We start from the raw sequence: 12,729 nt of genomic DNA, 5'->3' as shown, positions 1-12,729 counted from the left end.
GCACCGACTTTCAACTGATCGGCCAACCGGGCCCACCGGGATCGACATCCGGCCGGGCTGGCGCCCGAGTCCTGGCCGAGATGGGCGACGACCGGAACCCGGATATTGCGGTGCTGTCGTGCGCGGCGCGGTGGGGTTTATGACGATGTGGGGATCATGCGTGGCGAATTCACCACTCCGGCAGACGCCTTCGTCCCGCGACCAGGTCACGAACCAGATCGTCGTAGGCGTCGGCGAGCTCGGCGAGATGATGCCAGGCACCGTGCAACTGGTCATTGTTCGCATCGAGGGTCATCAGCGCGTGGTGAGCGCGCACCGACGATTCGGCGAGACGGTCGATGACCGCGCCAACGGTCTCGGTATGCAGGGTGGCACCGAGCCGATGCTGGGGCACGCTGCGGGCCACCCAGTCGTCGATCGCCATGACCAATTCGGTTCTGCGGCGATCGATTTCGAGTACCACGGCCGGATCCATCGCGACCGGGCCGCCGCGACCGGCCAGCCGCCGCTCATGTAACACCGCGAGATCGCGGGCGAACCAGAGCAGCGGGCCGCCGACAACGCGGTGACCGCGACACGCCCGGACAAGTACATCTGAGGAAGGCAGTAGTCCCGGGATTGAAGACTGCACTGCCGAATCGACACACCGCGGTGTGCCGGGGAGAGCCATAACGACTGTCGAAATCTCCGAACCTGCCACGTTGCCTCGCCGTTCGTCGCCGCACAACACCGGATCAGGACGTTCATTACAATAAACCTCTGAAGGCACCTGTCAAGCGTTACCGGGCCGTAGGGAGTCACGAAGAATGCACTTCGTTACCTACCCGACCAACCGAGGAGCAAGATGGCGGACGGTCCTAGGTATCACCGGATCGCGGACCTCCTCCGAGAGGAGATCCGCGCAGGCAAATGGAATCCGGGTGACAGACTGCCCAGCCATACCGAGCTGGCTGATCGAATGCAGGTTTCGATCACGACCGCCCGCAACGCTATTCAAGTACTTGTGACCGAAAATCTGGTCTATACAGCTACTTCCCGCGGCACCATCGTTCGAAACCACGAAACCCTGGAATCGGTTGTCACCGACCATATTCGCCCCGACCGGCCACAATCGGCGCACGATATCTTCGAAGAGATCGCGCGCGCCGCCGACCGGGCGCCCGCCAAGGAATTCAGCGCGCGAATGGAACCGGCGAGCCCTGAGGTCGCCTGCTGGCTCGGCGTACCGCCGAACTCCTGGGTGCTGGCCAGAACGGTCGTCCAATACCTTGATAACGAGCCGTGGTCGTGGGAGGTGAGCTTTTACCCGGGGGACCTCGCCGAGTCCATCGGCATCGACTCGCCGCACGATATCCCCGAGGGCACTACGCGCAGGTTGGCCGACCACGGCCACGCCGAGACCGCGCATCGCGACACCTTGGTCGCGCGACCGGCCGGCACGGAGGAAGCGATCGTCCTCGGTGTCGCCACCGGGACCATCCTGCTCGACCACCTGCGCATCGGCGCTGACCACGAGCGGGTCACCAGGGCTACCCGGCACCGCTCGATCGCCACCCGCAACCGGCTCGCCTACGAACTCGGCGACGAGGAGGGCACCTCGGTCATCCGGCATACGCTCGGAATCCCTTATCGGCCGGGCGTTTCGTTGCCCTGAGTGCCGCGATCCGCCCGGCGACATTCGGCGACCTCGGCGCGATCTGCCGCATGCGTATTCAGCGCACCTCGTGGCTTACCGCCCGTGGTTGCGATCAGTAGACGGTGGCCGGGCGCGGGCTGCCCATCGAGATCTTCGCCAGGGCGGTCGGGCGGGCGCTGGGCGCGGGCGAGACCTGGATCGCCGAGGTGGCAGGCCGGGTTCGCCTACAGCGGTGGGAGATGGGCGATTTGGACCATTTCCTGGCCGCGACTGCGCGAGACCAGGATGCCGCGACCGGGTGGCAGTTTAGTCGGGCGGACATCGCCGATCAGCTTGCCCTCGTCCTTCGGGCCACTCATGATCAGCGTGTCGACCGACAGGTTCTTCATACCGCCGAGCACATGGTCATACAGCGCCCGCGACACCCCACCGGTGCGGCGGGTGACGATCAGGTGCATGCCGATATCGCGGGCCTGCGGCAGGTATTCCAGCAACGGCAGCAGCGGGTTGTTCATGCCGCCGCCCGCGATCATGTCGTAATCGTCGACCACGATGTAGATTTCGGGGCCGGTCCACCAACTGCGCTCACGCAGTTGCTGCGGGGTGATGTCGGAGGCCGGGATGCGCCGCGACAGGTAGCGGGCCAGCTCGGTGATCATCGGGCCGGAGGTCTGCGATGAGGTGGAGTAGCCGGCCAGCTGGTCTTCGTCGACAACGCCGAGCATGGTGCGGCGGTAGTCGATCATGATGATGCGCGCCTGCTCGCTCGTCGCGTTCTCGGTGATGCCCATGACGATATTGCGAAGCAGTGTGGTCTTGCCGGATTCGACGTCGGCGAACGCCATGAAATGCGGTTCGGCACCGAAATCCAGGACCAGCGGGTCCAATTCGTTCTCGCCGAGTCCGACCACGATCTTCGTCGGGCCGAGTTCGACCTCGTGCTCCTTGGCGATCTCGCGGACCTGATCGCGGCTGATCTCGAGCGGCAGCATCCGCACTTCGGGGGCGCGGCGGCCGCCGTAGAGCTGCTCGAGCTGTGTCTTCGCCTGCACGACACCATCGGTCACGGTGGCCGGATCGGAATCGGAATCCAGGCGTGGCAGCGCGATGAGCATGTGCAACTCGTCGGGGGTCAGGCCGCGGCCCGGCCTGCTGACCGGCACCAGACCCGCGGTGCGCCTGCCCATTTCGGAGTCGGACGGGTCACCGAGGCGCAGCTCCAGCCTGGTGCCGATCTGATCCTTTACGTTCGGCCGGATCTCCGCCCAGCGCGATGCGCCGAGGATCAAGTGGATGCCGTAGGAAAGCCCCTGCGCCGCGATGGCGACGATCAGCGGTTCGAGCGTATCGAACTCTTCGCGCAATGCCGCCCAGCCGTCGACAACCAGGAAGACATCGCCGAACTGATCGGAGGCGAGCGGGTCGTTGGGCGCCGCGGCCGTCCCGTTGATGAGTCTGGCCTCGGTCTGCGCGTATTTGCGGCGACGGAATTCCACCATTGATTCGATGCCGAGTTCGCTGAAGCGCTCCTCACGCTGGCGCAGCAGGCTGGTCAGCTCGGCGATGGTGCGCCGTACCCGGTCGCCGTCGAGGCGGCCTGCCACGGAACCGACGTGCGGCAGCCCCGAAAGCCCCGCCATACTGCCGCCACCGAAGTCCAGGCAGTAGAACTGCACCTGTTCGGGGGTGTGGGTGGCGGCCGCGGCCATGATGATGGTGCGCAGCGTCGTCGATTTGCCTGACTGCGGGCCGCCAACGACCGCGACATTGCCTTGGGCACCTGCCAATTGGACGGTCAGCACGTCGCGGCGCTGTTCGTAGGGCTTGTCGATGACACCGATCGGCAGCCACAGCTGACCGTGCCGGTTTACCGGCGAACGCCAATCCGGGTCGGGCAGCAGCATATCCACCGTCGGCGACTCATCCAACGGAGGCAGCCACACCTCGTGCGCCGGACGGCCGTGTCCGTTGAGACGATTTACGACCACCTGAAGCAGCGTTTCCGGAATGCCTTCGTCCTCAACGACTTCCGACGGGGGCGGCGGCAGATCCGGCAAACCCATCCGCGTCTGGCCCGGTTCGGGCTCGGGGCGGGCCGCCACCTCGACCGGCCCCGCGGTGAACACCGTCGGCGACTGACCACCGATCGCCCGGCCGTCGACCTGCTTGGCACCACGCGGTGATACGTAGGGTCCCGACACGTAGGTCGCGTTGAACCGCAGTGGATCGTCGGCGTCGCTCTTGAGATATCCGGAACCGGGGATACCCGGCAGGTGGTAGGCGTCGGTAATGCCGAGCACCGCACGGGATTCGTTGGCGGAGAAGGTGCGCAGGCCGATCCGGTAGGACAGGTGCGAATCGAGGCCGCGCAGCTTGTTCTCTTCCAGTCGCTGCGAGGCAAGCAGCAGGTGCACGTGCAGAGAGCGGCCGAGTCGGCCGATCATCACGAACAGGTCCGCGAAATCGGGCTTCTGCGACAGCAATTCGGAGAACTCGTCGACGATCACGAACAGCGCGGGCAGCGGATCGAGCGCCACGCCCGCGGCGCGCGCCTTTTCGTAATCGGTGACATTGGCGAAGTTTCCGGCCGAACGCAGCAATTCCTGGCGGCGGTTCATCTCACCGGCGAGTGCGTCCTTCATGCGGTCGACCATCGAGAGTTCTTCCTCGAGGTTGGTGATGACCGCGGCGACATGCGGTAGCGAGTCGAGACCGAGGAAGGTCGCGCCACCCTTGAAATCGACAAGCACCAGGTTCAGCGCGTCCGGCGAATGCGTCGTCACCATCGAAAGCACCAGGGTGCGCAGGAACTCCGACTTACCGGAACCGGTTGCGCCGATGCACAATCCGTGCGGGCCCATGCCGTTCTCGGCGGATTCCTTGATGTCGATCTCGACGGGTGTGCCATCCGGTGTCACGCCTATCGGTACCCGCAGCCGTTCGCGTGCGGTACGAGGCCGCCACACCTTGGCCGGGTCGATCTGCGCGGCGTCCGGGATCTTCAGCAGCGCCATCAGGCCGGGATCGGCGCGGGTATCGTCGCCCAGGCTGACGATCTGGGCAGCCGTGGCGATCCGGAAACGGGCCAGATCGCGAGCGAAGGACTCGGACTCGGCGACGCTCACCGCGTCGGCGACGGCGAATTTCTCGGTGCCACTGGCACTCTTGGCGCTCACCTCGCCGCCGCCGACGACCAATTGCAGGCCGCGCCGGGCGGCAAGACCATTCTCCGGCGCGGTCAGGTCCAGCACGGTGACCGAGTCCAGGCCGGACTCACTGATCAGCCGCTCGGTGCCGTTGACATAGCCGTCATCGATGATGACCACCAGGTGCAGCCTGCCCTGAGTCGGCTGTGGGTTGCGCATGAACCGGCCGCGTTCGAGCAGTTCCGAGGACAATGCCGTCTCGAGTTCCCCGAGCGAGCCGTACATCATTCGCGCGGAACCGATTCCGTCCCGCACGGTCGGATGTTGCAGGTGTGGAATCCATTTGGCCCACGCCCAGGCCGCGCCGTCGGGATCGGCGCAGACGATGGCGACCGCGAGATGATCGGGACCGTGAAATGCGGTGAGTTCCATCAGCATCGCTCGGGCCAGCATCCTGGCCTCCTCCGGCACGCCACCGATATTGATGGCAGGGAAGGCGCGCAGCGAGACGGCGGTCGGCAGCTTGTGCACCACCGAATGGGTGCGCACGAACCGGCGCAACGCCACCGTGGAGACCGGCTCCAGGTCTTCGAGCGGTCCGGTCTCCGGACGGGCCAGCTTGGTCGCGAGCCGATGGCTGCCCACCCCGACGCGCACATGGCCGAAATCCGGGTCGGCCGGGCGGCGTTCCCACATTCGCCGGGTGCCGACCACCGAGGACAGGTCGATCGGCTCCGGGTGACTCCAGACCAAGGCTTCCAGCTGTTTGCCACCGGTGCGCCGGACATCTCTGCGCATTTGGTCCAGGTAGCGGAAGTAGTCCTTGCGTTCCTCGTTGAGCTCGCCCGCGCCCTTGGGGCCTTGGCCCCGCATGCCCATCATCATGCCGCCCATCGACATGAGCATCATCACGGGGAACATCATCATGAACGGATTGGCGAGCAGGTTGCGGCCCATCATCACCATCATCGCGATCATGCCGACGACGGCGACCACCATGATGACCGGCATCAGTTTCATCAGCAGTGGGCCAGGCATGGCCCGCTGGATCTCCGGCGGCGAGTTCAGGGCGACCTCACCGCCGGGCGCGCGCGGCGGGGCAATGCGGGGTCGGCGCACGAAACCTTCGGTAACCATGGGTTCTATACCTCTGTTGCGGGTGAATCGAGGTCCGCGTCGGCGCGGCGTCTACGGAACGGAACCGACACGGCCGCACCGAGTCCCAGTACGACAAGGCAGGTGATGGAACCGATGACCGCGACCCGACGCGGAAGTGGATCGGGTCCGGGCGGATGCACCGGGGCGGCTATCGGTCGCGGCACAGCACCGCCCTCGCTCACCGGACGATCCGGCAGTTCTGCGGTGAGCGCGGCCACCGGATCGATCAGGCCGTGGCCGATGGCGTCGTCGCGGCCCGAGCCCGGTGCCTGCGCGGTGCGGGTAATCCGGTCGATGACCTGCCCAGCCGTGAGTTCCGGGAATCTGGCGCGAATCAGTGCGGCCAGCCCGGACACGTACGGCGTCGCGAAACTCGTTCCGTCAATGGGCCCGGGGCCGTCTTGATATTGCTGACTGTCCACGAGCCCGGTGCCACCCGGCCTGCTGTCGAGCGACACGATCGACCTGCCGATGGCGGCCGCGCCGACCCATGGCCCGTGCAGCGAAATCTGTGAAGGCATGCCATCGGGATCGATCGAGGCCACCGACAGCACATAGGGGTGGAACCAGGCTGGGCTGGCGACGGTCTGCACCGAGGACCAGCCGGGGTTGTCATTCTGTTTGTCGCAGCCGCCGTCGCGGGTCACATTGCCCGCCGCCGCGACCACGACGACATTGTGATCGTAGGCGTATTTCACTGCGGCTCCGAGGGTTGCGTCGGCGGTGTCGCCACCCGCCGACGTACAGGAGACCTCGGAAATATTGATGACAGTCGCGCCCATGTCGACCGCGCGCACCACTGCGGCGGCCATGGTGAGCACGTTGCCGTAGCCGGTGCTGGCCAGGGTTCCCGGCGCCTTGTCGCCGCTGCGTTCCTTGGCCTGATAGGCGAGGCTGTATTGACGGATGGTGAGAATTTCGGCGTCGGGTGCGACCCCGGCGAACGCGTCGTCCGGGCTCGGGCGGGCGGCGATGATCCCGGCGACCAGCGTGCCGTGCGCGTCGCAGTCCTTGGTGCCGTCGCTGTCGGAGACGTAATCGCCACCCGGCCGCAACGCGGGCAGGCGGGGATGCGGATTGACTCCGGTGTCGATAACCGCGACCTTCTGGCCGGCCCCGCGACTGAACTGCCAGGCCGCCGGCAGGTCGAGCACCCGTTGTGCCAGCGGCGAATCGACCGGCGCACCATGAGAATTCATCGGTTCGGTGCAGACCTGCGCCTGCTCGGTCGGCTCCGGCGGTGCCGCCACGCCACTGAGCGCCTGCGCGATACCGAGTGCGCCGGGGTCGATACTCGGCGGTGGCACGGCGCCGGCCCGCGCCGACCCACCGAACGCGGACACGCCGAGTATTGCTGCGGTGCAGGCAATTCCAGCCCAGCATCGCCATCCGGGCACCGATACCGACTTCGGCAGGCCGATGAGCGCCCGAGCGGTCATAGGTTCCGGGCCATCGAATACACGTCCATAATCCAGAGCACCAGCGGTATCAACGCGACGATCAGCAGATATTCGACGATCTCCATGGCCCGTCTGGTCACCGGGGTGACCTCGAGATGCGGTCCGATCACGCCGAATACCACTGCCGCCGCAGCGAAAGCGAGCAACAGCAGACCCGAGCGCAGCGCCATATCGGCGTCGCCGAGTGCGAGGCCGGCCACCAGGCCGAGCACGATGACGCACCCGCCCGAGATCAGGACACCCGCCTGGGCGAGATCGGCGAACGAGCGGCCGCGCAGGCACAGAATCACCGCCGCGATCGCGGCGAGCGTAATGCCTTGCCAGGGTGCCGGTCCCAAGGGATCCGCCGCGCCGAGCGCACCGACGACACCCGCGATCGAGCAGCCGACGAGCATGCCGGTCTGATAATGGTTGGCCGCACGCGCCCGCTGTCCGAGGCCGACGGCCGACGGCAGCGCGGTGGCGCCGATCGCGCCGATACCCTCGATGGTCGGGCGCGGTTCATGGTCGGCCGGATCGATAGCGCCACCCGCGGTCGGCACCGGCGGGACCGGCAGCCGAGCCAGCACGGCCGCCAGCCTCGGCACCGCGGAGATCAGCGTGATCGCGGCGACGAGCAGTCCGGCGGAGATCTTCGGCAGCGCCGGGTCCCAGATCATTCGCACCAGCGCGGAGATGCCGCCGAACAAGGCGACGGTGATGGCCGCCGCGCACAGTGTCGCTCCGGTCGCGGTGGTGCGATAGACGGCGGCGGCGGCCACGATGGTCACCGAAAAGCCCAGCAGCAGATGGGGACTGCCCATTTCACCGGGCACAAACAGCGCCGCGCCGCCGAAGAACAGCAGCAGCGCGCACAGCGAAAGCCAGGTGGCGGTCAGTTGGTCGGCGTACTTGCGTGCCGCGAATCCCGCCGCGACGGTGGCGATGATCGCCACCCCCGTCGCCAGGAACGGCGCGGCCAAGCCGCCGGAATGCGTCCGCCCCATGGCCAGCAACGCCAGCGCGAGCACCACCGCCACCGTCGATGCGATCAGGCCGGTCCACCGCGCCGCGCCGGGCGACCAGCCACGGAAGTCGTCGGCGGTGAGCCGGGAGACGGCGTCGATGACGTCATCGAACAGCGCTGGTGTCTCTTTCGCGGTAACCGACCGCAGGACAAGCAGTTCCCCGTCGAACACCTCGGCCTCGGCGAGGCTGCGGCTCGGCGCGATGGCATCGCGACCGAGGCGGGCCAGGGTCCAGTGCTCGGTGTGCAGCGGGGTGTCGCCGTCATCGCTTTCCACGACGTCCGGGTTGCGGGATTCGATCAGGGTGACCAGATCGCCGATGAAAGTGGCGATCGGGACCGTCGCGGGGAGGCCGACATCGAGCTGGGTATTTCCCCCGATGACAGACACCCGGCACAGTTCGGGTTCAGCGGCTCGTGAGCCGCTACTCAACGACTCGGTCAATTGCCCCGCGACCCCAACTCTATTCCGAATGACCCAGACACTTGCTTCAGCAACCTACCTGTCCCACCAAATCAGAACGTTTGCTCCACCCACCACGCACACTCGTCATGCACGCGCACTCGTCATGCAAAGGCGGGTAGCGGCTGTCGTTTCGCGTTGCAACCAACCGGCCGTAAAACCTAATGTATCGGACGGATCGTGCACACGCGATCGCTAAGCTGGCCGGAAGATGAACGTAGACAATCGTTCAACAAAAGAGTAGCTCCAACCAAGACTTCGGGGTTTGACAGCAATGACCGGCAACCGCCAAGCACAACGCGCCTTCGACGCCGGAATCCTGTCGCTGGGCCTGACCATCGACGGACAGGAATCGGCCCGCGACCTCGAGTACGCGAAGCTGGCCTTCCAGCGGGCCACCGAATGGGACCCCACCATGTGCGATGCCTGGCTCGGCCGCGCCGCGGCGGGCGAAGTGACCACCGAGGTGCTCTACAACCTCCACAAAACGAGCAGCACAACACTTTTCCGAGAGCAGCGCAGGCTCGGTCTGAAGCCGCGCGCGCTCGCCGGTCGCTTCCTCGCCGGCCTGTACATCGACTATCCGCTGGCCGGCTACACCGAGATCTGGCTGGCGCAGGCCGCGCAGCTGATCGCCGAGAAGGAATACGACGAGGCCGAGCGCGTGCTCGATGAACTCGCCGCCTATCGGCGCTCCATGCTCTCGGACACCGATCGCGAGATCGACGACCGGATCAGCGCATACATCCGTGGCGTGCTCCATTTCAATACCCAGCGATGGCCCGATGTGATGTCGGTGCTCGCGGGTTCGGCCGAGTGGGACGACCCGTATCTGGCCTCGGGCGCGCACGTGATGGTTGGTTCGGCGTGCGCCCAACTGGGGCTGTTCGGCGAGGCCATCCGCCGCATGGAACAGGCCGAGGCGGGGCCGATTCCGCTCGCGCGCACCACGGCTATGTTCTGTCGTGGTCTGTGCTTGCGCGAGACCGGGAACGAGGAGGAAGCCCAGGCCCTCTTCGAGAAGGTGTATTCGCAGGCACCAGATTTCGCCGCGAATACCGCGGCCATGCGTGATCGCACCTACCGGATCACCGTGACCACCAGGGAATCCATTGATATCCGCACCGACCGTTGGGATCCGGCTACCGCACCGTCGGTCGAGCAGATGCGCAGCGCCGATGCTGAGGATCGAGCCAAGCGGATTCTGTCGGAGGCACGCGCAGAATTGGACAAGCAGGTCGGCCTGGCCTCGGTGAAGACTCAGGTGGCCAAGCTACAGGCGACCGCGCAGCTAGCGAAGATCCGGGCCGAGAAGGGCATGGCCAGCATTGCCCGTGGCAACCATCTGGTGTTCACCGGACCACCGGGTACCGGTAAGACGACGATCGCTCGGGTGGTCGCCAAAATCTATTGCGGCGTCGGCCTTCTCGAGACCGACAAGGTGGTCGAGGCCAAGCGCATGGACTTCGTCGGCCAGCACCTCGGCAGCACCGCGATCAAGACCGACAAGCTGATCGACACCGCGATGAACGGCGTGCTGTTCATCGACGAGGCATACACGCTCATCCAGACCGGCCTTTCCGGCGGCGACGCCTTCGGCCGTGAGGCGGTGGACACGCTGCTGGCCCGGATGGAGAACGATCGCGACCGGCTGGTGGTGATCATCGCGGGCTACGACGGCGAGATCGACCGGCTACTCTCCTCGAATGACGGTCTGGCGTCACGATTCGCCAAGCGGCTGCAATTCCCGTCCTACACCCCATCCGAGCTGGGGCAGATCGGCCAGCTGATCGCGAAATCGCGCGACTCCGAATTGTCCGAAGGCGCAGTGGAATTGCTGGAACGCGCCTGCGACCAGCTCTACAACTCCGAGCGCGCCGACCAGAACGGTGAGCCGCGTCGCGGTATCGACCTGGCAGGCAACGGCCGGTTCATCCGCAACGTAATCGAGTCCGCCGAGGAAGAGCGCGAGTTCCGTCTGGCCAATGACGAATCGCTTGATCTGTCAGCGGTCGACGCGTCCGTCCTCATGCGCATCGAGGCCGCCGATATGGAGGCCGCCCTCGAGGTGGTGCTCTCCTCGCTCGGCGTCTCCTGACCACTGCGGTGGGCCTTGCCCCGTCGCGGCTTACTTCGACGCGGCGACGGTGTCGCGTTTGACCAATGCGTCCTGTTTGGACAGTGTGGGTCCGGCGACGAGTTGACTCACGATGGCCGCCGGTGCCAGATGTGGATCCTTGCCGAGACCGAGCACCTGCGCGGTGTCGATATCCGGGATGCCGTAACGGATTCCGTTGTCTGCCACGTAGAACAGCGGTCCACGGCGCAGGCTACCCGCTTCGGTCCCGGTGACCTGCACGAACTCCCCCGATGACGGTGGAACGTAGACGGCATCGACCCGATCGCCGGTGCCGTCGGCGGTGGCCAGTTCCACCGGCACGGCGGAATCGGCCAGCGGCAGTTTGGTGCCGAGCAGCAGGCTGGCCGCCGAACGATCGGCCGGGCCGTCGACGGCGTCGTCACCGCCCTGTTTGGTCTTCGACCACGCGACACAGGCGATCGGGGCATCTTCGGCGGACACAATCTTCGGGGTGGTCTTCGGGAAGTGGTCGACCGGAATCCGGTGCAGCACCGGCATGTTCGTCAGCACATCCGGTGGCACCGACTTGATCTCGCGCATGCCTTGCGAATTCGCGGCGCGCAACACCTGCGCGGTGAACTCCGAAATCGGCTGCACGCCATCGCCGAGCACCACGTACAACTCGGCGTGATCGTCGCGGCCGCCGCCGACGGCGATGATGCCGCCGACCGGCACATCGGACAGGCGGCCCGGCCCGGGCTGGCCGCTCTGCGGGATATCCGGAGCGACCAGCGGGGGCACCGCGGTGACGGCGTCGAGCAGCCCGGTGCCCACCGGGCGCGGCCGAAGCCCGGTCAATGTCATCGTCCGCGCCATCACGGAATTGGCCGGATCGACCTCCGCGCGCTTGCCTTCATAGATCAGGTAGGTCTTGGCGCCGTGGCGCACCAATAGTGAATCCGCGGCGGCCGAGGTGCGGACGCGGTCGTCGAGCTGGGGCGCACCCGTGAACACCGTGGTGGTCACGCCGGAGGCCGACGCCGCACTGCCGGTGATCGACAGCTCGACCGACTCGCACAGCGACCAGTCCGACCGGTCCCCCTGCTTCGAGCCGGGCAGCGCGGCGGGCGCGCCGGGAATGCCGAGTAGCGGACCACGCGCCATGGCAGCGAGTTTCGAGTCTTTGACCGAAGTCGGCGACTCGCCGCTGCCACTGATCAGCCGGGCCGAGGCCAGGTTGAGCACCGGATTGAGGGTCTGCTTCTTCTCGGCGTCGGTGACAACGACATACAGTGCGCCGCTGTCCTTGCCCATCACGATATTGGCGTTGCCGATCGAGCCCTGCGGTTTCAGGAAGGCCAAGATCGCGCAGCCCGCCACTACCAGCAGGCCGAGGACGGCGCCGACGAGCAGCGATCGGAGCTGAGAACGCATGGGGTCGTGCAGCATCCGGACGTCACGGCGTACCAGCGCGTGATCGAGGCGGCGCAACAGGAATCGGTATCCATTGACCTGAGCCTTGGTGGTGAGCTGAGCCGGCACATGGTCTCCATCGAACTACGGCATGGACAGTGTTTCGATTCCAACGAAAATTACAGTATCCGCCGAGACTGTCCTGTCAATCTGGCAACAGTGCGGCAAACTAACTACCCGCCACGAACACCCTCGTTACAAGGTACTGTAATTCGACAAGCGCTCGGGCGGAAGAACGTTCGAACGCCGCACGCCAGGGGCGATTATCGTGGATGGGGCTGTGAACGAACGGGAAACCGACTCCGGA

Annotated in this window: 7 protein-coding genes; 2 read left to right on the top strand and 5 right to left on the bottom strand. The window is 66.1% G+C overall.

Annotated features, from left to right (window positions below):
- Positions 1–169 precede the first annotated feature (169 nt).
- A complete protein-coding gene (locus tag LKE06_RS11230; protein WP_227998560.1) occupies positions 170–631 on the bottom strand; it encodes a DUF4254 domain-containing protein in 462 nt (153 codons plus the stop codon).
- Positions 632–844: 213 nt separating this feature from the next.
- Here LKE06_RS11230 and LKE06_RS11225 point away from each other — a divergent pair, with 213 nt between their 5' ends.
- On the top strand, positions 845–1,654 hold the full coding sequence (locus LKE06_RS11225; protein ID WP_227998559.1) for a GntR family transcriptional regulator: 810 nt from the start codon (positions 845–847) through the stop codon (positions 1,652–1,654).
- A 206-nt stretch (positions 1,655–1,860) separates the two neighbouring features.
- Here LKE06_RS11225 and eccCa read toward each other — a convergent pair whose 3' ends face one another.
- The 3 genes from eccCa to eccD are packed head-to-tail and all read right to left on the bottom strand — an operon-like array spanning position 1,861 to position 8,797.
- Positions 1,861–5,919, bottom strand: coding sequence for a type VII secretion protein EccCa (gene eccCa / locus LKE06_RS11220; protein ID WP_227998558.1), 4,059 nt, complete (start codon positions 5,917–5,919; stop codon positions 1,861–1,863).
- Between the two features lie 5 nt (positions 5,920–5,924).
- Positions 5,925–7,379 carry a type VII secretion-associated serine protease mycosin gene (gene mycP, locus LKE06_RS11215; RefSeq protein WP_227998557.1) on the bottom strand — a complete coding sequence of 485 codons (1,455 nt, stop codon included), beginning with the start codon at positions 7,377–7,379 and terminating at the stop codon, positions 5,925–5,927.
- Positions 7,376–8,797 carry a type VII secretion integral membrane protein EccD gene (gene eccD / locus LKE06_RS11210; RefSeq protein ID WP_227998556.1) on the bottom strand — a complete coding sequence of 474 codons (1,422 nt, stop codon included), beginning with the start codon at positions 8,795–8,797 and terminating at the stop codon, positions 7,376–7,378. Before eccD ends, mycP begins: the two co-directional genes overlap by 4 nt.
- A 346-nt stretch (positions 8,798–9,143) precedes the next feature.
- On the opposite strand from eccD, the gene eccA reads away from it, so the two are divergent.
- Positions 9,144–10,967 carry a type VII secretion AAA-ATPase EccA gene (eccA, locus tag LKE06_RS11205; protein ID WP_227999404.1) on the top strand — a complete coding sequence of 608 codons (1,824 nt, stop codon included), beginning with the start codon at positions 9,144–9,146 and terminating at the stop codon, positions 10,965–10,967.
- 30 nt (positions 10,968–10,997) lie between these two features.
- On the opposite strand, the gene eccB is transcribed toward eccA, so the two are convergent.
- Positions 10,998–12,491, bottom strand: coding sequence for a type VII secretion protein EccB (eccB, locus tag LKE06_RS11200; protein WP_227998555.1), 1,494 nt, complete (start codon positions 12,489–12,491; stop codon positions 10,998–11,000).
- Between the last annotated feature and the right edge of the window lie 238 nt (positions 12,492–12,729).

This window comes from Nocardia australiensis (assembly GCF_020733705.1).
Taxonomy (GTDB): domain Bacteria; phylum Actinomycetota; class Actinomycetes; order Mycobacteriales; family Mycobacteriaceae; genus Nocardia; species Nocardia australiensis.
Note: the sequence above shows the minus strand (reverse complement) of the source record. Positions and strands in the feature narration are given on the sequence as shown.

What these genes read in the sequence shown, in the direction of transcription:
- LKE06_RS11225 (WP_227998559.1), top strand. Translation starts at nt 845, where the DNA reads ATGGCGGACGGTCCTAGGTATCACCGGATCGCGGACCTCCTCCGAGAG.
- eccCa (WP_227998558.1), bottom strand. Translation starts at nt 5,919, where the DNA reads ATGGTTACCGAAGGTTTCGTGCGCCGACCCCGCATTGCCCCGCCGCGC.
- mycP (WP_227998557.1), bottom strand. Translation starts at nt 7,379, where the DNA reads ATGACCGCTCGGGCGCTCATCGGCCTGCCGAAGTCGGTATCGGTGCCC.
- eccA (WP_227999404.1), top strand. Translation starts at nt 9,144, where the DNA reads ATGACCGGCAACCGCCAAGCACAACGCGCCTTCGACGCCGGAATCCTG.